Source organism: Melghirimyces thermohalophilus (assembly GCF_900102685.1).
GTDB classification, from domain to species: domain Bacteria; phylum Bacillota; class Bacilli; order Thermoactinomycetales; family DSM-45169; genus Melghirimyces; species Melghirimyces thermohalophilus.
On record NZ_FMZA01000002.1, the window covers coordinates 25,377 to 51,303 of the forward strand.

Genomic DNA, 25,927 nt, shown 5'->3' on the forward strand with positions numbered 1-25,927 from the left:
TGCATCGCTGTCAAAGCGGCGAGATCGCGCGTGCACTGCGAGGAGAGCGTTCGCAATGCCGCCCCGATCTGGTGCAGTCTCTATCTTATCCGGTCAACCATTGTTGATGGTGGATGGGGCCCACAGGGTTTCCGCCCCTAGGGTCGATGCGGTCATCCCACCCTCCGGTTATGCCCGTCGGGAAAAGGGATAATCCGCGAGAACCGATATCCGCCAAGGTGGTGGCTGATTTCCTACATACAGTCGGGGTGAACGGGATGATCACTCTGGACCTACAAGCCCCCGCCAACGAAGTAGTCGACCATTTGACCGCCTTGCATCGAATGACCGAATATCTGAAGGCGAAAAATTGAAAACCCTGTGGTGGTATCCTCCGATACCGGCTGGAAAAGCTGACCACCTACCCGGACGCCCCCCTTCGCGTCATGATGAAACAATGGGTCCAAATATAACGAGGCCACCACCACACATATCATCGGGGAGGTCCAGGCCACCCCGATCAAACCGAGGACATGATCGATGCCGGCGGAACCATTGTGAGCGTGGTTGAAGGCTTGCGAGAAAAGGGGGCCAGCCCTGGGACGATTTGTGCCACCTCCCGGAGATGCTTAGCTGCGGCGGGATCATCCGGGAATCTGAGAAGCGGTGATGACCGATTGGATTCCAATCCGGATGGAGTCTCTTCCCAGATCCTTTTCGGATCTTTTCGGTGGCCACGCTATTGCCCAAAGCGGTTTAGCGGATCGAAGGGGTCATTCTATCCGCACACCCTTTCGGATGGGATGTCATCCTTTCCCGAATTATGGTATACTCTTTTCTCGATGTGAATTCGATCACCTCAATACCCTATTGTTGGGTGGGGAATGCGATGAAAAAGCAACATGCCGACTTGAATAAGGAGTCGAATAGACATAAAGTTGTTCGTTTACGATTGGATGCCAGCTTTTTTTTCGAGCGGGCGGTCCGCTCCTTGGATCGCCATCGTTACGATAAAGCGTTGAAGTACTTTCGGCTGGCGGTGGAAAAAGAACCGGGCAACCCGGTCAACCAGTGCAATCTGGCTGGCATATTGTCGGAAATGGGCCGGTTTGAGGAATCCAATCAAGTGTTGCAGTCAATCCTATCGGAAGTGGATACGGAACTTCACGAATGCTGGTTCTATATGGCCAATAACGCGGCCAATATGGAAGACTTCGAACAGGCCGAAGACTATTTAATCCAATATCTGGAGAGAGATCCCGAAGGAGAGTTTGCTTCCGAGGCTGCCGAGATGCTGGATATGCTCGCATTTGAGTTGGGACGGCAAACGCGGCGGCCGGAAGTGAAACCGAAACAGGACTGGCAGCAAAAACACGAGAATGCCAGACAACATCTGGAGGCGGGGCAGTTTTTGCAAGCGATGGAAATCCTGGAGGAATTGGTGGCCGAACACCCTGATTTCCATGCAGCAAAAAACAATCTCGCCTTGGCTCACTATTATACCGGGAATGTAGACCAAGCGATGGAGATCGTCCATTCTGTTTTGGAGGGCGACCCCAATAACCTTCATGCCCTCTGCAACCTGACGGTCTTTCTTCAGCACAGGGGCGAACGGGAGCACCGGGATCAACTGGTCAGCATCCTGAAAAAGTGGGTTCCTTTCCACCCTGAGCATATGTATAAACTGGCCACCACCTTGGGGATTTTGGGAGAACACCAGACGGCGCTGGCTCTCTTTCGTCAGCTGCTGAAACGGGAGGAGCGGCCGGAAGCAAGTCTCTATCATTACGCCGCGGTCGCAGCTTTCAATACCAAGCGCTTTAAACAAGCGCGCAGTTACTGGCGCATCGCCAGGGAGGCGGATCCAGAATCGGAAATCCCCAGTTTTTATCTCAACCATATAGAAGAATGGGCGGGAATGCCTCCGGAACAGGTGCCGACAATTAGTTATCACTATCAACTGCCCTTCGAAGAACAACTGATTCAGCTGGACCGGCAACAACAGACGATCCCAGAGCAGGTTCGGGAAAACCCCTTAATCCGTTCCTCTTTCTTTTGGGCGCTCAACCATGGTGATAAAGAGACCAAGCTCCAAGTGTTGCAGGTGTTTGAGTGGATCGCCGACCGCGAGGTGGAACAGGTGCTTCGCAAATTCCTGTTGCGTCGGGATGAGGATGACGAGCTGAAACGAGTCGCCCTGTATGTACTGCGCCAGATGGGGACGACGGAACCCTGCCAGGTGGTTCTCGGCGACCGGGAGGTGACGATCCACCCGCGGGATTTGACGGGAGAGCTTCCGGAATGGCTCAAAAAATGGGAAAAAGTGCTGGAGTGTTGTCTGGATCGAATGAAGGGGCGTTACGATATCTGTCAGTTGAATGACGCTCAGATCATCTGGGCTGAGTTTCTCCGGCAAAATCACGTTAATCTGCCGGGAATTCGTAAAGTGGAAGGGTGGGCGGCTGCATTAGAATACCTTGTCGCCCGTCTCCACGGGATCAGCCTGACCCAAGAAAATGTTGCCCGCAGACACGATGTTTCTTCTTCGACGGTGGGACGACATGTACGGGTTCTGGAAAAAATCTGCCGTGTACAGAGAAACGAATCCCCATTCTCTTGGCGTTCCCAATCATGAGGGGGAAGTTATTGTGGAGAAGCTAAACCGTCACACCTTCTATTCCTTTATTTCTGCCGGGGATCGAGTGGTGGAATTTAGCGCCCAGTGGTGCTTTGATTGCAAACGTCTACGTCTGTCTCTTCCCGAATTAGAAAACCGTTACGCCAGTGCTTTTCGGTTTGGTGAGCTGGATGTGGACGAAGCGCGTGAAATTGCAGAGTCCCTGGGGGTAAAGGGTGTACCCACCTTTATCGTTTTTCGCGATGGTAGGGAGTGGGGGCGCCTGCCGGCAAAAGATGCCCGGAAGGAAAAAAATTTGACCCCGTTTTTTGATCGGATGAGCTACAAATCCCCCGCTTAACGGGGGATTTTCAAATCAGCGTTTAAAACCTTGCAAACGGTCATCACATTTTGGTTCGTAAAAAATCTTGACTCGGTCGAGCGTCAGCAGGTATGATGGACGCTGGAAATGACACCCATTTTTCAGTAACCTTTGTGATCCGGTTTTTCATGACCGACAGATCTTACCAGCAAAGGTTGTGTATCCATGCCAAAAAAAGTGCCCAATCTATTTGATCGGGAGATTGGTCCCCTGGTCATCCCCCGGGAGGAAGTGATTACAGTCCATCCGAAGTGGACGCTGGAGAGAGCTTTGCTGGTCCTGACCCGTAAAGGATTCTCTTCCGTCCCGGTTATCGATGATGAAGGAAAAGTGGACGGGGTGATCAGTAAGACGGATATTCTGGATTTCATGTTGAACCGCAATGATTTTGACCTTAGCCGGTTGTCGGAGTTTCATGTTCATCACGCGATGAACCAAAACCACTCCGGGATTCTCTCCAATTCCATTTTTTCCTTTGCTTTTGATGTATTGTTGGATCGTTCCTACATTCCCATTATCGACTTGAATAACCGCTTTATCGGAATATTGACGCGGCGAGTTCTGATGGAAAAGATGATCGCCTTTTTCCAGCTGGAATTCCTTGAATATATGGCGGAAAGAAAAAAAGAAAGCCGCATTCCCTAACTTTCCATCGTTTAGAAATCGTCACACCACCACAGATGTCAAATATGCCCTTTTCCATCTCACTTTTGTATAATGTGGGAAGGGCCCGAGCACACTTTGACATCGGCTGCGGGTACCATCAAACCCGCTTTTTTTGTGCCAGGGGATACGGATCAAAATCGGGTTGACCCGTTTTGGGCCAATCGAGTATATTCGTAGCAAGTTTACACCGAACAGATCGGCTCAGGAATTCACATAAGGAAGGAACGGGCGGATATGGAGAAGACATTTGTCGGGATCGATGTAGGTGGAACCACTGTAAAACTGGGGATCGTAGACTCAAACGGCGAACTTCTCCGCAAGACCGAAATCCCCTCTCCCGCCGATGAGGGAGGGGAAGAGGGAATCCGTTTGATGGGAAAGGCGGCTCGCCGGTTGGCGGAAGCATCAGGAACCCCTTGGGAGCAAGTGGCCGGTGTCGGTTTGGGACTGCCAGGGTTTTTGGACATCCCCTCTGGAAAGATCCTCCGTTTAACCAATATCCCTTGGGAGAATGTGCCGGTTAAAGAGGTTTTGGAAGAGGAGCTCAATGTTCCGGTTGCGATTGATAATGATGCCAATGCGGCGGCCTTAGGTGAAGCCTGGAGCGGAGCCGGTCGGGGATTGACCGATTTGATCTGCATCACCCTGGGCACTGGCGTCGGAGGCGGCGTGATCACTGGCGGTCGTCTCGTTCACGGTCTGTCCGGAGCAGCCGGTGAAATCGGCCATATTCAAGTGGAAGAAGGCGGTGCACTGTGTGGCTGCGGAAAGCGAGGTTGTGTGGAGACCGTCGCATCGGCCACAGGCATGGTTCGTTTGGCGAAGGAGGCAGTCGCTTCCGATAGCGAGAGCCAGCTAGCTCCTAAAGCAAAGGATGGATCGTTGTCGGCGAGGGATATCTTTGCGGCTTCCGAGGCGGGAGACGAGACCGCCCGGGAAGTGATCGAGACAGCGATGGACGCATTGGGCCGGATGATGTCCGTACTGTCTGTGATCACGAACCCAGCCGCTTTCATTGTGGGCGGTGGCGTCTCCCGGGCGGGAGAGCTCCTGTTTGCCCCTCTTCGCCGGGCCTATGAGAAATACACCCTCTCTTTTGCCGCCGACGGGGTCCAGATCTTACCCGCTCGCCTAGGTAATGATGCCGGGGTGATCGGAGCTGCCGGGTTGACAGCAGAACGGGAAATTTTACGTTAAAATTATTATATAATATAAACGTACGAAAGCAGGTGACGGGTTATGGCTGCCGAGCAAAATAAAGAGATCAATCTGGTGGTGATCACCGGAATGTCCGGGGCGGGCAAATCCGTCGCGATGCAGAGTTTAGAAGACCTCGGTTTTTTCTGCATCGACAACCTGCCGCCTGTGTTGCTGTCTAAATTGGCGGAACTGCTGGAGAGTACAGGTGGCCAGCTGCAAAAGGCAGCGCTGGTGATCGACCTGCGTGGTCGAGAGTTTTTCTCCGCGCTCTTTTCATCTCTGGATACACTGGAGACCCATCACGGCATCCATTATCAGATCCTCTTTCTTGATGCCAGCGACCAGGTTCTGGTGCGCCGGTACAAAGAGACCCGACGTCGTCACCCTCTCTCGCCGGAAGGGACTCCGATGGATGGCATCCGACTGGAGCGGCAGCTTTTGGAAGAGATTAAAGGGCGTGCCCACCAGATCATCGATACAAGTCAATTGAAGCCGGCACAGTTGAAGGAGAAGATTGTGAATCGGTTCCATCAGACCGATCAGAATCGCCTGTCCGTCACCTTTCAGAGCTTCGGCTTTAAATATGGGGTTCCCATCGATGCCGATCTGGTGTTTGATGTCCGCTTTTTGCCCAATCCCCATTATGTGGATTCCCTAAAACCGCGAACCGGCACGGACCAGGACGTTTACAACTATGTGATGAAATGGGAAGAGACTCGAAAATTTCTCGACAAACTGACCGACATGCTTTCCTTCCTCATCCCTCATTATCAACGGGAAGGGAAGGCGAGCTTGGTGGTAGGAATCGGTTGCACCGGAGGGAAACATCGCTCCGTCGCTATCGCTGAATATCTGCACCGACTTTTTCGAGAAACGGAGCAGACCCGTGCGGCACACCGAGATGTCGGAAAGAGCGGTTGACAGCAAAGAGGTGTCCAACATGCAAAGGATGCAGCCAGGCAGGAAACCGCGGATCGTCGTTGTGGGAGGAGGAACCGGTTTGTCTGTGATGCTGCGGGGATTGAAGGAGCTTCCTGTGGAGATCACAGCCATTGTGACGGTGGCCGATGACGGCGGTAGCTCGGGACGGATTCGCACAGATTTGCAAATGCCTCCCCCGGGGGACATCCGCAATGTAATGGTGGCCCTGGCCGATGTGGAGCCTTTACTGGAACAGGTTCTTCAATACCGCTTTCAAAACGGAAACGGGCTGGCAGGGCACAATCTTGGCAATCTGATGATTGCAGCTTTGAAGGAGATCACTGGAGACTTTAATCACGCCATTCAATATCTGAGCCGAGTGTTGGCGGTTCGGGGAAGGGTGTTACCCTCCACGGGACAAGAAGTGGTGCTTTGCGCGGAAATGGACGACGGTAGCCTGGTTAAAGGGGAGTCCCAGATACCCAAGGCAGGTAAAAAGATTGCTCGAGTCTTTCTGGAACCGGAGCAAGTACAGCCGCTGCCGGAAGCGTTACGAGCAATCGAAGAGGCGGATGGGATCATTTTGGGCCCCGGAAGTCTGTATACCAGTATTCTGCCCAATCTTCTGGTTAAAGGCCTCCCCGAAGCGATCCGTCGATCCCATGCAAAGAAAATCTATATCTGCAATGTCATGACCCAAGCGGGGGAAACCGACCATTTTACCGCTTCCGATCATGTGGCTGCCATCACCCGCCATGTAGGGGAAGGGTTTTTCGACGTCGCGATTGTCAATCGTCAAACCCCGCCGCCGTCGATCATGAAACGGTATGCCAGCGAAGGGGCCATGGTCGTCGAAGCGGATGTGAAACGTTTGGAAAGTTTTGGTTGCAAAGTGATTGCAGATGATCTCATGCAGATCGAAACCGTCATCCGCCATGATGCCGCCAAGTTAAACCGTTGGATCGTCGATCTGGTTCACGCTACTTAAAGCGTTTGGGTGATGACGGTGGGATAGTTGAAGGAAGTGTTGGAGATGTCTTACGCATCCCTTACCAAGCAGGAACTGACTCGGATCGACTCCACTTCTTCCTGCTGTCGTCGGGCAGAACTGTCTGCTCTGGTGCGAATGAACGGCACTATTCAGTTAGGCAACGGTCGATTCAGCCTGGAAGTGAGCACAGAGAACAATTCCATCGCCCGGCGAACGTATAGCTTGATGAAACAGCTTTACGCTCTGCAGCCGGAGGTGTTTGTGCGCAAAAAGGCCCGGCTGAAGAAAAACAATACCTATTCCGTTCGCGTCTTCCCCGGGGCGGAAAAAATTCTGCAGGATTTGTGCATACTGGGAGAAGGCATGAAACGGATTTCCGGAATCGCTTCTGAATTGGTGAAGAATGAGTGTTGCCGACGTGCTTATCTTCGGGGGGCATTTTTAGCGGGTGGATCGGTCAATAATCCGGACAGCGGCTCCTACCACTTGGAGATCGTATCCACTTATCAGGATCACAGTGAAGATCTGTGCCAACTGATGAACCGATATCGCCTGCACGCCAAATGGATCGAACGGAAAAAAGGCTTTGTGGTCTATATTAAAGAAGGGGACAAGATCGGAGAATTCCTCAATATCATCGGAGCTCACAGCACCCTGTTTCAGTTTGAAGACGTTCGCATCATGAAAGATATGCGAAACTCCGTCAATCGCCTTGTTAACTGTGAAACCGCCAACCTGAACAAAACGATTCAGGCTGCCATGCGTCAAGTGGAAAACATCCGGACGATTGATCGGGAGATGGGTCTTGACCAGTTGCCGGAGCGGCTGCGGGAAGTGGCGGAAGCCCGTCTCCGTCATCCGGAGGTCTCCCTGACCGAGTTGGGACAGATGTTGCCCCGTAAGGTGAGCAAATCAGCCATTAATCATCGGCTACGAAAATTGGACCAGATTGCCGAAAATCTCGTCTCTTCTTCGCAATAGGGATAGAGATTGGGCAAATAGATGACGTGATATGAATGACCGATTTAAACGATTGGATCTAAGTACAAATATTATTTTTACCCTGGAGGGATCCCCATGGTAGAAAAAACGACTACCGTCAACCTGAAGACCGGGTTGCACGCTCGTCCTGCTGCGTTGTTCGTCCAAAAGGCGAATCAATTTTCGTCGGAGATTTTTGTTGCCAAGGGCGACAAGAAGGTGAATGCCAAAAGCATCATGGGAATTATGAGCTTGGCGGTGGCCAACGGAGCCGAGATCAGCATTTCGGCAGAGGGTTCTGACGCTGAAGATGCAGTCGAAGCGCTTGTGGAGATTGTCAGCAAGGAAGAACTTTGAGGAAACCATCGGTATGTTAGGAGCCGTTGCCTCTGGTGACGGTTCCATTTTTGTCTGCACATAAAAAAAGCATTTTAAGGTTACTTTTGTGATATGGATGCGTGTTTTGTAGAAGTTGAAAGGAGGAGGAATCGTGGAAGGAAACTCCATTACTTCACTCATGATCGTTGTGATTGCTGCATTTTTGATTCCTATCCTGCTTCACCGCCTTCGCTGGACGGCGATCCCGGTGGTTGTGGCCGAGATCGCTGTGGGCGTGGTTCTGGGAGAAAGCGGGCTGAAAATTATCGAAGAAACCGAGATGTTGGAGCTCCTCTCTAACCTGGGGATTATCTACCTGATGTTTTTGACCGGGCTGGAGGTGGACTTCGATCTGATTCAGAAGACGCGGAAGAATAAACAGAAAGGCTCCGTCAACCCGCTGTTTATCTCTTTAGCCGGTTTTGGTGCCATTTTTATCGCCTCTCTGCTCTTCGCATGGGGGCTCAGTCTGCTCGGATATGTGAAGGATGTCTTCTTTATGACATTGATCATTTCCACGATCTCCGTCAGTGTGACCATGCCGGTACTGAAGGATAAAGGGCTGTTGCAAAACCCCTTAGGCCAGTCCATTCTGTTGACAGCGGTGGTTGCCGACTTTTTCACCATGATGATGTTGGCGGTTCATGTCTCCATTCGCCGTGCCGGCCAAGGATCTGATGGTTTTTCCAGTATTTTACTTCTATTTTTGCTGTTTGTCGTCTTCTTTGTTGTTTACCGGCTGCTGGTGGCGGCTAAGCCCCGACGGTTAATGAAAAAGATCCAACGTGAAACCATCTCTATCGGTACCCGGGGAGTGTTTGCGCTGATCCTGTTCTTTGTCGCCCTCTCGGAAGGGGTCGGTGCGGAGAACATTTTGGGCGCCTTTTTGGCCGGGGTGATCCTCTCCTTGCTGTCGCCGGAAAAAGGGTTTGTCAAACAGCTGAACGCTTTTGGCTTTGGATTTCTCATTCCCATTTTCTTTGTGATGGTCGGGGTCAGGCTGGACTTGTTGGGAATGGTTCAAGATCCCAAGGCGTTGGCGATGTTCCCTTTGTTGTTGATCGCCTTTTATCTGTCCAAACTTGTTATGACTCTCTTTTTTCGTCGGTATTTTTCCTGGAAAAAATCCATCGCCTCCTCTTTGCTCCTCGGCTCTACTTTGAGCTTGGTAATTGCTGCGGCTGCCGTCGGAATGAGTATGGGAATCATCGATAATACCATGAATACCGCCCTCATTTTGGCTGCGGTGGTGACGGTGGTGACGTCACCGATCGTGTTTCAGCGGCTGGTGCCCGATGCGGAAAATGAACAGGCGACCCAGGTGGGACTGGTCGGGTTTAACGCGATCACCATGAAACTGGCTCAGGAGCTTCATGGTGATGGATACAACATCACTATGTACGGTTCCAACAAAAACAATCTCGAACCCCTTAACCGACATCCCTATCGGGTGGTGGAGGTGGATTCCGGCTCTGTGGAAAGGCTGGAGCAAGCCGAGGTGTTTGACAAAGATATTGTTGTCTTCTTTACCAATGATGACGAGCGAAATTTCCGTCTGGCCCAAGAAGCGGCAGATCGGGGGATCAAGCAGGTGATCGCCCGGGTGGAGGGGAAGGAAACCCCGGAAGACAGCAACATTGATTTCGTTTCCAGCTTCTTCTCCAACATGACGGTGGTTAAAGCGCTGATTGAATTCCCGTCCGTTATCAATCTGGTGACCGACGAAGAGAACTTGCATGAAATTGTGATGCTGAATGAGCGGTACCATATGATGCCGATCCGGGATTTAGCGATTTTGGGGAATTCACTGGTTTTACGTATTCTGCGGGGGAATGAAGTGATCATTCCCCATGGGGATACGGTCTTGCAGTTGGGTGACCGACTGATTATCAGTGACAATCCGGAGCATGCACAATATCTTCGCATGCTGTTAAGTGACTAAAGCGTGAATCAGAAAAAAGCCGTGTCCACAGCGGGCACGGCTTTTTTCTGGTCTGGTCATTTTTATATATTGGGTTGGTCTTGGACTTCCAATTTTATGATACGGATTGCGCTCATCGGTTTCAATAGACGAAAAGTTGTTTTCTGGTAGGGTGTAAACTAGTTATTTTGACAGAGCGAAAGGTGTACCGATACAAAATCTCGCCGGGTTAAGCAGCATTCTTAAAAGCCTTGTTGGACATACATGGACTAGATCGGATCCTGATCTGTGGCGCTCTTGTCTTCATTAAAAAAGAGACCGGAAGAGATCGTTAGCTCGAGGTGGACTGACTGGGCTTGTCTCGGGTGCTGCTGGAAAACGTAAGCCCCAGGGCCCATTTTGATCATGTCGCAATCCTGGTCCCGCATCGTTCTTTGCCACAGGAAGTAAAAGACAGGCAAGCCGTAGCCTGCCTGTAGGGTGGATGGGCGTAGTAAATGTGATCATCGGTTCCGGAAAAGTAATACGAGATCTCTATCGATACGCTTTACCATGGGGTTTCTATAAAAAATCATCCGGTCCGAAACACGGGTCTATAGCCTTGGCTGAAATCTTCCCCTGCTCATTTTAGTTTCGGCGGAAACCGAGAAGGGCACAACCCAACAGCAACAATTGTGAGCCGATCATCGACAGGGAATAAGGAAAGGAGGTGTCCGGCATGGGACCTCCATCTGCTTTATTCCCACTGTTCCGATGAAACAGGGTGCTGGACTCCTCTTCTTGTTGCGGGGCTTCCTGTTTATTTTCGCTGTCGGAAGCCTTTTCTTCATTGGACGGGTTGACGGAATCGGTTACCTCGTCCTCCTTATCAACCGTATCCGAGTTTTTCAGCTTTTCCACCGTTTCTTGGAAGCCGCAATCTTTTAATTCCACCTTTTCGCCGGTGGACTGCTGAGGATCTTTGGCATTCAGCTGGTAGCAACGGTTGACATCAACAGGTTGCGAACCGTCCTTTCCGTAGAAAACAGCGATCAGCTGATAACTTTTTCCGACTTGAAGGTCATCATATTTCGCCGTAAAGGTTTCCGTCTGCACCCCTTCAGGAGAAGTGATTTCATTGCTTCCGTTTAGGGTGATGATCCAATTTCCCTGCGGCTTTTCCGCTCCCTCCAGGGTGACGTCCACAAAATGTTTACCGTCTTTTACATAATAAACAGCGTTTAGTGAAGATGCGTCCTGGGAAGATTCAGCAAAGGCTGCCGGCGCGACTGAAAAAGCCAATAAAAGAAAGGTCAACGTGAGAGCGGCAGTTCTCAATGCTTGTCCTCCTCAGCATCGCCCATCGCTACCCAAAAAAAGCGTACCATAGGGGGTGGGGAAAGGCAATGTAAAAAATGGTGAAGAGATGATTAAAATCCAGATCAGGCGCGGAGTTTCGCCGTAGACGGAATAAAAGGAAAAATGGGATAACAGGGAACGGAAAAAAGCGGATCTCATCAGAGATCCGCCGCCCCATTCTTTTATTTATCCGCCTGATGTTCGATGATCCGGTCGACCAATCCGTATTCCTGTGCTTCCTCGGCGGTCATGAAATGATCCCGATCTGTGTCTTGCTGGATTTTTTTCAGGGGCTGGCCGGTTTGCTCCGATAGCAACTTGTTCAGCTTATCCCGCATACGCAGGATGCGCTTGGCGCTGATCTCGATATCGGAGGCCTGACCCTGGGCGCCACCGAGGGGTTGGTGAATCATCACTTCGCTGTTGGGCAAGGCGAGCCGTTTTCCTTTGGTTCCGGAAGAGAGCAGAAAGGCCCCCATGGAAGCGGCCATTCCGATACAGATCGTTTGGATGTCGCATTTAACATGCTGCATGGTATCATAGATGGCGAACCCTGCGGAAATGGAACCGCCCGGCGAGTTGATGTACAGCTGAATGTCTTTATTGGGATCTTCGGTCTGCAGGAACAGCAGCTGGGCGACTACGGTGTTGGCCACCGCGTCGTTAAGCTCGCTGCCCAAAAAGATAATGCGGTCCTTTAACAGACGAGAGTAGATATCGTAGGAGCGTTCACCGCGATTGGTCTGTTCCACAACATAGGGTATCAGGTTCATGTGGGTTCCTCCTCTTCAGGATCACTCTAGTGCCATCATAACCCAGTCGGGAAAGATGGTCAAGATAGGTCAAACCTACAGGTCGGCATCTATAAAAAAACAGCAGCCGATACTCCATCGACTGCCGTTTTCACTGGTGCGCCCACCAGGATTCGAACCTGGGCACCTGGTTCCGGAGACCAGTGCTCTATCCCCTGAGCTATAGGCGCAAACATCTTGCTGATCAACGACAAAAATCATTATACTGAATCCCTGCTTAAAATGCAAGGGGAAATCCGGTATTGAGATTTATGCCAATTGTCAGCAGTCAGCAGCAGGCAGTCGATACGGCCGGTATTTGCGGATGATATCAAGCGATAGACGGGGGAAAGGAATACGTCAAGAGCGGGTCTTTATGTTAAAATGATAAGAAATACACTCACTCCTATCGTTCCCGGTACGATCCGATTCAAACCTCCTCACAGAAAGGTCTCTTTTGGCATGAGGCGCAGAAGAAGCCCATATACTGGAACACGCGGAGGTGACTAGAAATGGCTCTTTCCATGGGCTACGGCTTAGTTCAGGAACAACGGATGAAGCTGGCGATGACACCGGAGTTGCGTCAGGCGATTCAAGTTTTGCAATTTTCGTCGATGGACCTTATTCAGTATATACAAGAACAAGCCGTCGAAAACCCCGTCTTGGAAATGGATGCTCCAATCCGGGAGGCAGAAATCGGCAGCCCATCATCGATGACCAGTGAACAGCTGGCAGACTGGGGTTCCTATATAAGGGGCAGCGGATCCCCCCGTCTGGCCGCCGTAACCCGAGATGAGGACGACAGCCATCCAGTAGATCGGATCGCCGATTCAGATCCCGGTTTGGTGGGGATGCTGGAGGAACAGCTACGGTATTTATCTTTAAACCGGAAAACCAAGGAAATTTGTCGATATATTATCGGTAATCTGGAGGAAGACGGCTATCTCCGAATCGACCTTTCGGAATTATGTAAGCGCTTTAATATAACGGAAGATGTCTGTGAAAGGGCACTCAAGATTGTTCAGACACTGGATCCCGCCGGTGTTGGAGCCAGGAACTTAGAGGAATGCCTCACCCTTCAACTATCGCGGAGCGGAGTTTCCGATCCGGTGATTTATCGTATCGTTCAATTCTATCTGAAGGATCTGGCGGAGGGTCGCTATAAAAAAGTGGCCAAGGTGTTGGATTGTTCGGTTGAAGAAGTACAGGCTGCTGCCGATCGCATTCGCCGTCTCAACCCGCGACCGGGACAAACCTGTCACGGTGGAAGCCCCCGCTATGTCTACCCCGATGTGACTGTCCGAGAGCGAAGCGGGGAGTACGAGGTCCTGGTGAATGAAAGCTATATGCCGCGTTTAGGAATCAGCACCCATTATGAGCGGTTGTTGCGGGATCAGGAGACCGGGAGAGGAGCGGCCGCCTATATTAAGGACCGGATTCAATCCGCTATGTGGCTATTAAAAAGCATCGAACAGCGCAGGCAAACTTTGTACCGGGTGACCCGGGCCATCGTGGATCACCAAAGGGACTTTTTCCAGCATGGTGTTTCTCAGTTAAAACCGTTAACCTTAAAAGCCATTTCCGAAGAATTGGATCTTCATGAATCCACTGTCAGCCGGGCAACCCGAGATAAATATTTGCAGACGCCTCGCGGGCTGTTTCCCTTTCGCTTTTTCTTTCCTTCGGGAGTATCCAGTTTTTATGGTGGGGATACGTCTGCACGTAGTGTAAAAGATCAGCTCGCACGGATCATTGAAAAGGAGGATAAATGTAAGCCGCTTTCCGATCAAAAAATCGCCGACCAATTAAAGGAAGACGGCATTCGCATCTCCCGCCGCACGGTGGCCAAGTATCGGGAAGAGATGGGGATTGCTTCCTCTCAGGTACGACGCCGCTTTGACGGATAAGTTTAAAGAAGGGGCTATGCGGGAAGTTTATCAATGAGCTTCCCGCGCCTTTTGCTTGTCAATCAGAACACAATCGTATAAAATTCAAACTGTAAACTGTAAAAGATCTCTTTTTTTACCCGGAACGGGACACATTTCGCTACACGGGACGTATTATGTCCCGGGAGGTACTTTATGAAATCGATGTTGGAATTGCAGACCCGTCTGGTGCCCGATTTGCTGGATGTGATGAGAAAACGGTATGAAGTACTCCGCTATCTGCAATTGATGCAGCCAGTGGGACGCCGAAATCTGGCCACAGCTTTAGGGATGACCGAGCGGGTACTGCGCAGTGAGGTTAACTTTCTCAAGGATCGGGGGTTGGTGCGTGTCGAGTCCGTCGGTATGCAAGTGACCCCGACCGGTCAGGATCTCCTCTCCGACTTGGAACCTTTCATTAATGAAATGATGGGTATCACCGAATTGGAGCGGGGGCTGGCTCGGGTGCTGGATCTGCAGCAAGCGGTGGTGATACCGGGTGACTCCGACCATTCCGACTCGGTTAAAAAGGAGATGGGACGGGCGGGGGCACGCCTGTTGAAACAGACGGCCCAACCGGATCAGGTGGTGGCTGTAGGCGGAGGGACCACGGTCGCTGCTGTCGCCCGAATGATGACCGCTTCCACGGTGTTGAAGGATACGACTTTCGTTCCGGCGAGAGGAGGACTGGGAGAAGCCGTGGAACTGGAGGCCAACTATCTCGCCTCCCTGATGGCTCAGAAAGCGGGTGGCCGCTATCGCCTGATGCATGTTCCGGAACAGTTGAGTGCGGAAGCTCACGATACATTGGTGCGGGAGCCGCATATTCAGGAAGTGCTGCGATTACTCCGATCGGCCCGCATTGTCGTTCACGGGATCGGGGATGCTACAACCATGGCTGCACGGCGGAAGTCTCCCCCCGCTCTGCTGGCGGAGTTGGAAAGAAAGGGAGCGGTCGGTGAGGCCTTCGGTTTCTATTTTGACCGAGCGGGGTCCATCGTCCACCGGGGGCGGAGCATCGGGCTCAGCTTTGAAGACCTCAAAAACGTCGATACCGCTATCGCTATAGCTGGCGGGGCGGGAAAAGCGGAAGCGGTGGCCGCGGTTTGTTCCGTCTCCCGGTGTGACATACTGATTACCGATGAAGCGGCTGCCCGCGCGATTCTGAAAAAAGTTGGTTGATCTCATGTAATCACATAAATCAGCTCACACGGAGGGATTTTTGTATGGCTACCAAGATTGGTATTAACGGGTTTGGTCGAATTGGCCGCGCGGTTTTCCGTGTCGCCATGAAACATCCGGACCTGGAAGTTGTAGCGATTAACGATTTGACGGATGCAGGTACCTTGGCCCACCTGCTCAAGTATGACTCGGTTCATGGCCGTTATGATGGCACGGTGGAAGTATCCAACGGCAACCTGGTGGTGGACGGCAAGGAGATCCGGGTGATTGCGGAACGAGATCCGTCCCAACTTCCCTGGGGAGACTTGGGTGTAAAGATTGTCTCCGAATCGACCGGTCGCTTCACCAAAAAAGAAGATGCGGAAAAACATCTGCAAGCCGGTGCTAAAAAAGTGGTGATCTCCGCTCCGGGTAAAAATGAAGACCTGACCGTGGTGATGGGCGTCAACCACGAACAATATGATCCCGCCAGCCATGATGTCCTTTCCAACGCTTCCTGCACCACCAACTGCCTTTCGCCGGTGGTAAAAGTGATGCACGATCAGTTCGGCATCCGCCGTGGGCTGATGACTACCGTTCACTCCTATACCAATGACCAACAAATCCTGGACCTGCCTCACAAAGATATGCGTCGGGCCCGGGCTGCCGGAATGTCCATTATTCCCACCACGACCGGTGCCGCTAAAGCGGTTGGAAAAGTGCTTCCCGAGCTGGATGGCAAGCTGAACGGGTTTGCCATGCGGGTGCCCACCCCCAATGTCTCCGTCGTCGACTTCGTAGCAGAACTGGAGAAAGAGGTGGACGTGGACGAAGTGAACAACGCCTTGCGTCAGGCGGCGGAAGGGGAATTGAAGGGGATTCTCGCCTACTCCGATGAGCCGCTGGTTTCCAAGGACTACAACGGGGATGAGCACTCCTCTATCGTTGACGGTCTGTCCACGATGATTCAAGACGGAAACATGGTCAAAGTGGTCGCCTGGTACGATAACGAATGGGGCTTCTCCAACCGCATGGTTGACCTGATGGTCTACGTTGCCAAGAAGGGGCTGTAAGAATAGAATAGAGGGGAAGAATTTGAGGAGAGAGGAGTGCTCTCCTCTTTCTCATGCTTGCCGAGGAGGACATCTCGATGAACAAAATGTCGATTGAGGATGTAGATGTTAAAGGAAAACGCCTATTTTGCCGCGTCGATTTCAACGTTCCCTTGGAAGAAGGGCAGATCACCGACGATAATCGAATTCGGGCAGCGCTGCCGACGATTCGCTATCTGGTGGAACAGGGAGCAAGCCTGATCCTGGCCAGCCACCTGGGCCGGCCCAAGGGACAGGCGGTCGATGAGCTTCGTCTCGATCCCGTGGCTGAGCGATTGGCCGACTTATTGGGACGGTCGGTCTTTAAGGCCGATGAAGTGATCGGTAAGGAAGTGGAGGAGAAGGCGGATGAATTGAAGGAAGGAGAGATTCTCCTATTGGAAAATGTCCGCTTCCACCCCGGCGAAGAGAAAAACGATCCGGAACTGGCCCGGGCTTTTTCCGGGTTGGCTGATCTCTACGTCAATGATGCCTTCGGGGCGGCCCACCGGGCCCACGCCTCCACCGCCGGCATCGCTGAATACCTGCCTGCTGTGGCCGGGTTCCTGATGAAAAAGGAACTGGACACCCTGGGGCAGGCGCTGGAAGACCCGGAACGCCCCTTTACGGCCATTATCGGCGGAGCCAAGGTGAAAGATAAGATCGGCGTGATCGACAACTTGTTGGATAAAGTGGACAACCTCCTGGTCGGAGGAGGCCTCTCCTATACTTTCCTCAAGGCAAAGGGATTGGAGATTGGAAAGTCCCTGCTGGAAGAAGAAAAGCTCGATCAAGCCCAAGCCTTTATGAAAAAAGCGGAAGAGCAAGGGGTGAACCTGGTTTTACCCGCAGACGTGGTCGTTTCCGGTGAATTTTCCCCTGACGCACCGGCGGAAACGGTGGATGTCGAGTCCATCCCTGCCGATAAGGAAGGGTTGGATATCGGTCCGAAAACGAGGGAGAAATTTGCGGAGATCATCGGTTCCTCCCAGTTGGTCATCTGGAACGGCCCTTTGGGTGTGTTTGAATTTGACCGGTTTGCCGAAGGCACCTTTGCCGTTGCTCAGGCCGTGGCGGAGTCCGATGCCGCCAGCATTATCGGGGGCGGTGATTCCGCAGCAGCCATCCAGAAATCCGGCCTAGCGAACCGGGTGGATCATATTTCTACCGGCGGCGGCGCATCCCTGGAACTGATGGAAGGCAAAGTGCTTCCCGGTGTGGACGTGCTGAAGGATCAAGAAGCATGAGGTGGTGACAACATGCGTACTCCAGTGATAGCAGGCAACTGGAAGATGTATAAAAACGTAAACGAAGCCCTGGACTTCCTGTCCGCCTTTCGGGAGCGAGGTGAGCGGGACGGAGTGGAGTCCGTCATCTGTGCCCCTTTCGTATCTCTGCCGGCGCTGACGGAAGCGGCCGAAGGAACCCGAATCGGTATTGGGGCGCAAAATATGCACTGGGAAGAAGAAGGCGCCTTCACCGGTGAGGTTAGCTCAACGATGTTGAATGCATTGGGTGTAGGTTATGTCGTGTTGGGTCACTCGGAACGACGGACCCATTTTGCCGAGAAAGATGAAACCGTCCGCCTCAAAACTCGCTCTGCCTTGGATCACGACCTGGTTCCGATCGTTTGCGTCGGTGAAACCCTAGAGGAAAAAGAGGCGGATCGCACACGGGAAGTGGTGCGCCAGCAAGTGGTGGAAGCGGTCCGAGGATTGAGCTCCGACGAGATGACCCGGGTGATCCTGGCTTACGAGCCGGTTTGGGCCATCGGGACCGGGAAGTCCGCCACGGCGGAAGATGCCGGTGACGTGATCCGATTTATCCGCAAAACGGTGGCTGACCAATACGATCAGCAGGTGGCCAATGAAGTGCGGATCCTATACGGGGGTAGTGTGAAACCGGCCAATATCGACTCCTTTCTCGCCATCGGTGACATCGACGGCGCCTTGGTGGGCGGAGCCAGTCTCGACCCGGATTCCTTGTCTCAACTGGTAGAGGCAGCTGCCGAACGGAGGGGTCAGCGTTGAGTCAGAAAAAGCCCGTTGCCCTAATCATTCTCGACGGTTACGCTTTGCGGGAAAACAGCCATGGCAACGCCGTCGCCCAGGCAGATACGCCGGTTTTTGACCGCCTTTGGTCCCAATATCCCCATACCACGCTGCGGGCTTCCGGCAATGCCGTCGGCCTGCCGGAGGGTCAGATGGGCAACTCCGAAGTGGGCCATCTCAACATCGGAGCCGGTCGGGTGGTTTATCAGGACTTGACCCGCGTCAGCAAGGCGATTGAAAAAGGGTCCTTTTATGAAAACAAAACCTTTCTCAACGCCGTCCGCCATGTGAAAGAAAATAACAGCAAGCTGCACCTCTACGGGCTGTTGTCCGACGGAGGGGTTCATAGCCACATCGATCATCTCTACGCCCTGCTGGAACTAGCCGCCAAGGAGGAGCTGCAAGATGTGTATGTGCATGCCTTCTTGGACGGACGGGATGTAGCCCCCGACTCCGGCATCGATTACATTCGGCAGTTGCAGGAGAAGATGGACCAGCTGGGTGTTGGTCGGATTGCCACGGTTCAGGGGCGGTACTATGCGATGGACCGGGACCAACGTTGGGAACGGACGGAAAAAGCCTACCGGGCCATAGTTTACGGCGAAGGGCCGCATTATTCCGATCCGATCCAGGCAGTCAAGGAATCCTACGAAAAAAGCATCTACGATGAATTTGTGATGCCGACAGTGATCACCGAAGAGGACGGTCAGCCGGTGGCCCGGGTCCGGTCCAATGATGCGGTCATCTTTTACAACTTCCGGCCCGACCGGGCGATCCAGATTTCCCTCGCTTTCACCAACAAAGACTTCCGGGGTTTCGACCGCGGAGAGGGCCATCCGCAAAATTTGTATTACGTCTGTCTGACCAATTTTAGTGAGTCGGTGGACGGGTATGTCGCCTACAAGCCGACCGACCTGGATAACACCTTCGGAGAAGTCGTGTCCCAACAAGGGTTGAAACAGTTGCGAATTGCCGAGACGGAAAAATATCCCCATGTCACCTTTTTCTTCAGCGGCGGTCGGGAGGATCCTTTCCCCGGTGAGGAGCGAATTTTGATCAATTCGCCCAAGGTGGCCACCTATGATCTGAAACCGGAAATGAGCGCCTATGAAGTGACAGAAGCTCTGGTCAAGGAGATCGAGGCGGAAAAACACGATGCGATCATCCTTAACTTTGCCAACCCGGACATGGTGGGGCATTCCGGCAAGCTGAAACCGACGATTGAAGCGGTGGAAGCGGTGGACGAATGCCTGGGTCGGGTGACGGATGCGCTTTTCGCCAAAGGTGGAACCGCCGTGATCATCGCTGATCACGGAAATGCCGACATGGTGATCAACGAACAGGGCGAGCCGGTTACCTCCCACACCACCTTTCCGGTGCCGTGCATTGTGACCGAGGAAACGGTATCCTTGAGAGATGGCGGGATTTTGGCTGATGTGTCGCCTACGCTCCTGACGCTGTTGGGCCTGCCCCAACCGGAAGAAATGACCGGACGCTCCCTGATACAGGAATAGTGTGGGAGATCCACCCATCCATCCTCGGAAAAACGCAAGGAGGAGAACAAAGCATGACGATGATCTACAATATGATAGCCCGGGAAGTGTTGGATTCCCGGGGAAACCCCACAGTGGAAGTGGAAGTGGTGTTGGAATCAGGTGCCCTCGGACGGGCAATCGTGCCCTCCGGCGCCTCTACCGGCGCTTATGAAGCGGTGGAGCTTCGCGATGGCGACTCCGATCGCTACCTGGGAAAAGGTGTGCTCCAGGCCGTCCGGAACGTAAATGAGGTGATTGCGCCGGAATTGAAAGGGATGGACGCTTTGGATCAGGTGGACATCGATCGGGCGATGATCCAATTAGACGGAACGGAAAACAAAGGGAAACTGGGCGCCAACGCGATTCTAGGTGTCTCCCTCGCTGTGGCCCGGGCTGCTGCGGAAGCCCTGGGCGTGCCCCTTTACCGGTATCTCGGCGGGATAAATGCCAAGACGCTCCCTGTTCCGATGATGAACATTCTTAACGGGGGCGAGCATGCCGATAATAATGTGGATATCCAAGAGTTTATGGTGATGCCCGTCGGTGCCGACAGCTTCCGGGAAGGACTTCGCATGGGGGCAGAAGTTTTTCATAGTCTGAAGGCGGTGCTGAAGGAGAAAGGATTGTCCACGTCCGTCGGTGATGAAGGCGGCTTTGCCCCCAACCTCTCCTCCAACGAAGAAGCTCTCGCCACCATCGTCAGCGCGATCGAGCGGGCGGGCTACAAGCCGGCGAGTGACGTGGTACTGGCACTCGATGTCGCCTCCACCGAGTTTTATCAAGAGGGTAGCTACCATCTGAAAGGGGAAGGGGTAACCAAATCCCCTGCGGAAATGATCTCTTTCCTGGAAGAGTTGGTGGACAAATATCCGATCATCTCCATTGAAGACGGTCTTTCTGAAGATGATTGGGACGGTTGGAAGCAGCTGACCGACCGGCTCGGTAATCGGGTGCAATTGGTAGGAGACGACCTGTTTGTCACCAATACGGAACGGTTAAGTGCCGGTATCGAGAAAGGTGTCGGCAACTCCATCCTGGTCAAAGTGAATCAGATCGGAACCTTGACCGAAACCTTTGATGCGGTGGAGATGGCCAAGCAAGCCGGTTACACAGCGGTCATCTCCCACCGTTCCGGTGAGACCGAAGACACCACCATCGCGGATATTGCGGTGGCCACCGGTGCCGGTCAGATTAAGACCGGTGCTCCGTCCCGAACAGATCGAGTAGCTAAGTATAACCAGCTTCTGCGAATTGAAGAAGAGTTGGTGAACAGTGCGCAATACCTGGGAAGGAAGGCCTTTTACAACTTGAAGGGGTAAAAGGAAGATCAAGCCGGACCCTGAGGAGTCCGGCTTTTTGTTGATTTGTTGAAAACAGCCGGTGGTTGTGGTAAAGTACACCTGTAAAAATAGACGGGAAACCTTGACGGGAGGTGTACCAACAATGAAAGTCGCCGTAGATATTTTGTTGGCGATTGTCAGCATCGCACTGATCCTCGTCGTACTCTTGCAATCGGGTAAAAGCGCTGGCCTTTCCGGTGCGATCGGTGGCGCCTCCGAAAACTTGATCGGAAAAACCAAAGCCCGCGGAATTGATGCTCTGCTGGGCAAGATAACGGTCGTCTTGGCTGTCATTTTTATGATTTTGACGCTGTTGGCGGGCTATTTCATCAAATAAATCGACAGCCAGGCATGTGGATGGAAAGAAACAGCAGGGTGAACCCGGCTGTTTTTTTGTGTCTTACTTGATAAAAAAGGGGAGAGAGAAAACATTGGAGGGTTATCTGTTACTCCACGGATTTGCCGGGTCTCCCGCTGATCTACAACCGGTGGCGCAGATGTTGAAGCAGGAAGGGCGCCTCCTTCGTTGTCCGGTTTTGGCTGGGCACGGATCAGGGCGGGACCGGATGCGGACGGTTTCCTGGGAAGACTGGGTGGACAGTGCGGAAGGGAGTCTGATCCAACTAAAAGATGTAACGCCCAGGGTGAATGTGATCGGCTTTTCACTGGGTGCGCTGATCGGGGTCATGCTGTCCCAACGTCAACGGATCCACCGATTGATTCTGCTTAGTCCCCCTGCTCTACCTACGGCGCAAGAACTGATACAGGGAGCGACAGAAGTCGCCCGAGGTCCTCTGGCCATTCACCGAAGGATGGGCTCCGGTGCTTCCATCAAAGAGTATTTCCGCCGTTTGACCCGGTCTCCGGTTCAGGCAATCCATGAGCTTTATCAATTGATGAAGGCGGTGGAGCCGGTCTATGGTGAGCTGGATATGCCTGTCTTGATTATCCATGGAGCCAAGGATGAATTGGCCCACCCCCGAGGGGCGCGCCGAGTATACGAGCAAATTCCGTCGGAGGAGAAGAGGTTGGTGATACTGCCCCATTCCCGACACCTGATTCTGAAAGATGACGAAGTGGAACAGGTATTGAAGGAGGTCCGTTCCTTTCTCACCCCCGCCCCCTCTTTGGTTTAGTTCGTTACACATCATCCCTTATCGAAAAAAATTGTGGATCCCCCTTGTCAGATAGAGATCGCCATGCTATTATAATAGATGTCTGGCGGCGATAGCGAAGGGGATCCACCCGTTCCCATCCCGAACACGGAAGTTAAGCCCTTCAGCGCCGATGGTACTTGGGGCGAGAGCCCCTGGGAGAGTAGGACGTTGCCAGGCACAAAAAAGGCAGCTCATAAGAGCTGCCTTTTTTGTGTTGGCTCCTTTTTCATAAATGTGTAGTATGATGAAATGGAATGCGCTACGGGTTTTTACCGCTCGGTTTAGTGTGATATGTTGGATTACGTAAATGTTCCAATGATTCGACCCGTACAGACCGATTGAAACGAGATCAGTTGGGGTAACACTGAAAGATGAAGCATCATCTGTGGAAAAATATCTGGGGGGAGGCACCCGTTATGAAGATGATGCGACGATCCCCGGACCCTTTTTTTTACGCGGGTGGGGAGACGGGGATCTTGTTGATCCACGGCTTCACAGGGACACCTTCTGAAATGCGGCCGATGGGTCGTTACCTGAACGGCCGAGGTTACACGGTGTGCGCACCGCTGCTGGCAGGACACGGCACAAGGCCAGAAGAGATGGAACGCACCGATTGGACAGACTGGTGGCAAAGTGTACGGGATGGTTACGACCGACTAAAGAGAGAGGTGCAGGTTCGCCAGGTGATTGCGATGGGTCTCTCCATGGGGGGAGTTCTAGCTCTGTATCTGGCCAGTCAGCGGGAGTTAGCAGGTGTCGTCTCCCTTAACGCCCCCGTCTATCTCCGAGATAAACGGCATCACTTAGCAGGTGCAATCTGGCGGATCATGCCCTACCTGAAACGAAACGGCTCGAAACCTCGCCATATCGAAGAACATTTAGTTCCTTATGACCGGACGCCGGTGAAATGTGTGGCCAGCCTCAACCGCCTCATCGCTCTCGTTCGGCGCCGTTTGCCGGAAGTTTCGGTTCCAGCTTTGGTAGTACAAGGGAAAAAAGACGAAACCGTGGTACCGAAAAGCGCTCTTTACATATACCATCATCTTTCCTCCGGTGACAAACAGCTATCCTGGTATGAAACATCAGGCCATATCATCACACTGGACAAAGATCGGGAACGCCTTTTTGCCGAGGTGGATGCCTTTGTCCGACGCGTCACCGGCGGCGGCTCCCGGATGTCTCCGGGGGGAAAGGAGAATGAGTTTTGGTGAAAGATCGGGAAATCATCGAGTACATGAGAACCAACGCATATAAACCGATGACCGCTGATGAACTGAAAGATTGCTTCCAAGTTGAAGAGGCAGATGCTTTTATGAGCATATTGGATCGGTTGGAAGAAGAGGGGTTGATCGTCCGTACACGGACCAACCGTTACGGTGTCCCCGAACGTCTCAATTTAGTGCGGGGGCGGTTACAGGGCAATGCCAAGGGGTTTGGTTTTGTAATCCCTGATGCGGATACCCCCTTTGAACAAGATGTGTTTATTCATGGAAACGAGATGAACGGGGCCATGGATGGAGATATGGTATTGGCCCGGATTCACAGCATGAAAAAGGAAGGGCTTCGCCCGGAGGGGGAAGTGATTCGCGTTCTCCGCCGGGGGCGGACCGAAGTGGTGGGTACCTATACCGATTCCAAACACTTCGGTTTTGTGATCGCTGACGACAAACGCCTCTCCTCGGATATTTTTATCCCTAAAGAAGGCAAAAACAAAGCGAAGGAAGGGGATAAAGTCGTCGTCCAATTGACCGATTATCCTAAAGGCCGCCGCAGTGCGGAAGGACGGGTGAAAGAGATTCTGGGGCACAAAAACGACCCTGGCGTCGATATTCTGTCGGTGATCCGCAAATACCAGTTGCCCGAGGCCTTTCCCGAAGAGGTGCTGGCGGAGGCGGAGAAGGTACCCGATACCATTTCCGAAGAAGACCTTACCGGCCGGCGGGACTTGCGTGAGCGCCGCATGGTTACCATCGACGGCGAAGATGCCAAGGATTTGGACGATGCGGTTTCCATCGAGCGTTTGGATAATGGAAATATCCGATTGGGGGTCCATATCGCCGATGTGAGTTACTATGTGCGGGAAGGAAGTCCGCTGGATCGGGAGGCTTACGATCGGGGAACAAGTGTCTACTTGGTGGACCGGGTAATTCCCATGTTGCCTCAGCGTCTGTCTAACGGCATCTGCAGTCTCAACCCCCGAGTGGATCGTCTGGCCATGACTTGTGACATGGAGCTGGATGGAAAGGGCAACGTTATTCACCATGATATCTACCCCAGTGTGATTCGTACCGATGAGCGGATGACCTACCAAGCGGTAAAGCAGATTCTGGTGGATGAAGATCCGGAACTGATCGAACGGTACGCGCCCCTGGTGGAAGATTTTCGGCTGATGGGCCACCTCGCGGAAGTTTTGCAGCAGCGTCGCTTCGCCCGTGGAGCGATCGACTTTGACTTTCCCGAGGCTAAAATCATCATCGGAGATGGGGGCAAGCCGGTCGATATCGTGAGAAGACCCCGTACTATCGCGGAACAGATGATCGAAGAGTTTATGCTGGTCGCCAACGAAACCGTGTCGGAGCATTTTTATAAGAAGAAGGTGCCGTTTATGTACCGGATCCACGAACATCCGGATACAGACAAATTGGAATCCTTCTTTGAGTTTATCACACACTTTGGTCACCAGGCCCGAGGAAAGGCGGATAAAATCAAGCCCCGGGTACTGCAGCAGCTCCTGGAGGAGATTAAAGGACGTCCGGAAGAACCGGTGATCAGCACCGTGATGCTGCGCTCCATGCAACAGGCCAAGTATTCTTCGGAGTGTCTCGGCCATTTCGGGCTGGCAGCCCAGTTTTATTCCCACTTCACCTCCCCGATCCGGCGTTACCCTGATCTGGTGATTCACCGGATTATGCGGGAAGTGTTGGAAGGGGGTGGAAAGCTATCTGATAAACGGAGGGCGGAATTGAAGGAGTGGTTGCCTGGAACCGCTCAGCACACATCGGAGCGAGAGCGGATCGCCATCGACGCGGAGCGGGAGACGGACGATCTGAAGAAAGCCGAGTTTATGATGGACAAGGTCGGGGAGACCTTTGACGGCATCATCAGCAGTGTCACATCCTTCGGTGTCTTTGTGGAACTGGACAACACCGTGGAGGGTTTGATTCACGTCAGCTTTATGACCGATGACTACTACCATTTCAATGAAAGTTCCATGTCTCTGGTGGGCGAACGGACCGGGAAAGTGTACAACATCGGTGACAAGGTTACGGTGAAAGTGGCTGGAGTCAACCTGGAAGAGCACAAGGTTGACTTTGAGTTCGTCGATATGGATAAACCAGAACAACCTCAATCGGAGTCCCAGTGGATCCATTCAAAGCAGAAGAAGGAGAAAGTCCGGTTACAGGGAAAAGACAACGGTCATAAGGACCGCGGAAAAAGAAAAAGGAAGAACAAAGGGGGACGCCGGACCGACTGACGGTCCCCTTTTTTGCAGTTTGACGGC

General features: G+C 52.6%; 23 protein-coding genes, 1 tRNA gene and 1 rRNA gene. 22 read left to right on the forward strand and 3 right to left on the reverse strand.

The window, feature by feature from the left end; genetic code table 11:
* The first annotated feature begins 55 nt into the window (after window positions 1-55).
* The 10 genes from BLP91_RS16530 to BLP91_RS01465 all read left to right on the forward strand — a co-directional run bounded on the left by BLP91_RS16530 (window position 56) and on the right by BLP91_RS01465 (window position 10,057).
* Window positions 56-193: a hypothetical protein gene (locus tag BLP91_RS16530; RefSeq protein WP_176757751.1), complete on the forward strand. Its 138-nt coding sequence runs from the start codon at window positions 56-58 to the stop codon at window positions 191-193.
* Window positions 194-868: 675 nt separating this feature from the next.
* Entirely contained in the window at window positions 869-2,614 is a 1,746-nt protein-coding gene (locus BLP91_RS01425; RefSeq protein WP_176757752.1) for a tetratricopeptide repeat protein, read from the forward strand.
* 13 nt (window positions 2,615-2,627) lie between these two features.
* Window positions 2,628-2,957 carry a thioredoxin family protein gene (locus BLP91_RS01430; RefSeq protein WP_176757753.1) on the forward strand — a complete coding sequence of 110 codons (330 nt, stop codon included), beginning with the start codon at window positions 2,628-2,630 and terminating at the stop codon, window positions 2,955-2,957.
* Between the two features lie 186 nt (window positions 2,958-3,143).
* A complete protein-coding gene (locus BLP91_RS01435; RefSeq protein WP_091565890.1) occupies window positions 3,144-3,623 on the forward strand; it encodes a CBS domain-containing protein in 480 nt (159 codons plus the stop codon).
* A 255-nt stretch (window positions 3,624-3,878) separates the two neighbouring features.
* Window positions 3,879-4,841, forward strand: a complete 963-nt coding sequence (locus tag BLP91_RS01440) for an ROK family glucokinase (protein WP_091565892.1) — start codon at window positions 3,879-3,881, stop codon at window positions 4,839-4,841.
* Between the two features lie 42 nt (window positions 4,842-4,883).
* Window positions 4,884-5,765, forward strand: coding sequence for an RNase adapter RapZ (rapZ, locus tag BLP91_RS01445; RefSeq protein ID WP_091565895.1), 882 nt, complete (start codon window positions 4,884-4,886; stop codon window positions 5,763-5,765).
* A 19-nt stretch (window positions 5,766-5,784) separates the two neighbouring features.
* Window positions 5,785-6,753 carry a gluconeogenesis factor YvcK family protein gene (locus BLP91_RS01450; protein WP_425412157.1) on the forward strand — a complete coding sequence of 323 codons (969 nt, stop codon included), beginning with the start codon at window positions 5,785-5,787 and terminating at the stop codon, window positions 6,751-6,753.
* A gap of 45 nt (window positions 6,754-6,798) precedes the next feature.
* Complete coding sequence (gene whiA / locus BLP91_RS01455) at window positions 6,799-7,737, forward strand: DNA-binding protein WhiA (RefSeq protein WP_091566329.1); 939 nt, start codon at window positions 6,799-6,801, stop codon at window positions 7,735-7,737.
* A gap of 96 nt (window positions 7,738-7,833) precedes the next feature.
* Window positions 7,834-8,094 (forward strand): HPr family phosphocarrier protein, encoded by a 261-nt coding sequence (locus tag BLP91_RS01460; RefSeq protein ID WP_091565898.1) that lies wholly within the window; start codon window positions 7,834-7,836, stop codon window positions 8,092-8,094.
* A 133-nt stretch (window positions 8,095-8,227) separates the two neighbouring features.
* Window positions 8,228-10,057: a monovalent cation:proton antiporter family protein gene (locus tag BLP91_RS01465; RefSeq protein ID WP_091565900.1), complete on the forward strand. Its 1,830-nt coding sequence runs from the start codon at window positions 8,228-8,230 to the stop codon at window positions 10,055-10,057.
* A 606-nt stretch (window positions 10,058-10,663) separates the two neighbouring features.
* Here the strand turns inward: BLP91_RS01465 and BLP91_RS01470 are convergent.
* The 3 genes from BLP91_RS01470 to BLP91_RS01480 form a co-directional block, all read right to left on the reverse strand.
* On the reverse strand, window positions 10,664-11,353 hold the full coding sequence (locus tag BLP91_RS01470) for a hypothetical protein (RefSeq protein WP_091565903.1): 690 nt from the start codon (window positions 11,351-11,353) through the stop codon (window positions 10,664-10,666).
* 203 nt (window positions 11,354-11,556) lie between these two features.
* Window positions 11,557-12,147 carry an ATP-dependent Clp endopeptidase proteolytic subunit ClpP gene (clpP, locus tag BLP91_RS01475; protein ID WP_091565905.1) on the reverse strand — a complete coding sequence of 197 codons (591 nt, stop codon included), beginning with the start codon at window positions 12,145-12,147 and terminating at the stop codon, window positions 11,557-11,559.
* A gap of 134 nt (window positions 12,148-12,281) precedes the next feature.
* Window positions 12,282-12,356 (reverse strand) — tRNA-Arg (locus BLP91_RS01480).
* A 321-nt stretch (window positions 12,357-12,677) separates the two neighbouring features.
* Between BLP91_RS01480 and rpoN the strand changes: the two genes are divergently transcribed.
* The 12 genes from rpoN to rnr all read left to right on the forward strand — a co-directional run bounded on the left by rpoN (window position 12,678) and on the right by rnr (window position 25,900).
* A complete protein-coding gene (gene rpoN, locus BLP91_RS01485; RefSeq protein ID WP_091565908.1) occupies window positions 12,678-14,072 on the forward strand; it encodes an RNA polymerase factor sigma-54 in 1,395 nt (464 codons plus the stop codon).
* Between the two features lie 174 nt (window positions 14,073-14,246).
* Entirely contained in the window at window positions 14,247-15,272 is a 1,026-nt protein-coding gene (locus tag BLP91_RS01490; protein WP_091565911.1) for a sugar-binding transcriptional regulator, read from the forward strand.
* 44 nt (window positions 15,273-15,316) lie between these two features.
* Complete coding sequence (gene gap / locus BLP91_RS01495; RefSeq protein ID WP_091565914.1) at window positions 15,317-16,324, forward strand: type I glyceraldehyde-3-phosphate dehydrogenase; 1,008 nt, start codon at window positions 15,317-15,319, stop codon at window positions 16,322-16,324.
* Window positions 16,325-16,401: 77 nt separating this feature from the next.
* Entirely contained in the window at window positions 16,402-17,589 is a 1,188-nt protein-coding gene (locus tag BLP91_RS01500) for a phosphoglycerate kinase (RefSeq protein ID WP_091565918.1), read from the forward strand.
* A 12-nt stretch (window positions 17,590-17,601) separates the two neighbouring features.
* Window positions 17,602-18,372: a triose-phosphate isomerase gene (gene tpiA, locus BLP91_RS01505; protein ID WP_091565921.1), complete on the forward strand. Its 771-nt coding sequence runs from the start codon at window positions 17,602-17,604 to the stop codon at window positions 18,370-18,372.
* A complete protein-coding gene (gene gpmI / locus BLP91_RS01510; RefSeq protein ID WP_091565924.1) occupies window positions 18,369-19,907 on the forward strand; it encodes a 2,3-bisphosphoglycerate-independent phosphoglycerate mutase in 1,539 nt (512 codons plus the stop codon). Before tpiA ends, gpmI begins: the two co-directional genes overlap by 4 nt.
* A gap of 53 nt (window positions 19,908-19,960) precedes the next feature.
* Window positions 19,961-21,247: a phosphopyruvate hydratase gene (gene eno, locus BLP91_RS01515; protein ID WP_091565926.1), complete on the forward strand. Its 1,287-nt coding sequence runs from the start codon at window positions 19,961-19,963 to the stop codon at window positions 21,245-21,247.
* Between the two features lie 124 nt (window positions 21,248-21,371).
* A complete protein-coding gene (gene secG, locus BLP91_RS01520) occupies window positions 21,372-21,605 on the forward strand; it encodes a preprotein translocase subunit SecG (RefSeq protein ID WP_091565929.1) in 234 nt (77 codons plus the stop codon).
* Between the two features lie 94 nt (window positions 21,606-21,699).
* Window positions 21,700-22,404 (forward strand): alpha/beta hydrolase, encoded by a 705-nt coding sequence (locus tag BLP91_RS01525; protein WP_176757754.1) that lies wholly within the window; start codon window positions 21,700-21,702, stop codon window positions 22,402-22,404.
* 81 nt (window positions 22,405-22,485) lie between these two features.
* Window positions 22,486-22,602, forward strand: a 5S ribosomal RNA gene (gene rrf / locus BLP91_RS01530).
* Between the two features lie 239 nt (window positions 22,603-22,841).
* Entirely contained in the window at window positions 22,842-23,636 is a 795-nt protein-coding gene (locus tag BLP91_RS01535; protein ID WP_091565934.1) for an alpha/beta hydrolase, read from the forward strand.
* Window positions 23,630-25,900: a ribonuclease R gene (gene rnr, locus BLP91_RS01540; RefSeq protein ID WP_176757755.1), complete on the forward strand. Its 2,271-nt coding sequence runs from the start codon at window positions 23,630-23,632 to the stop codon at window positions 25,898-25,900. The genes BLP91_RS01535 and rnr overlap by 7 nt, the downstream gene beginning before the upstream one ends.
* Window positions 25,901-25,927: the final 27 nt, after the last annotated feature.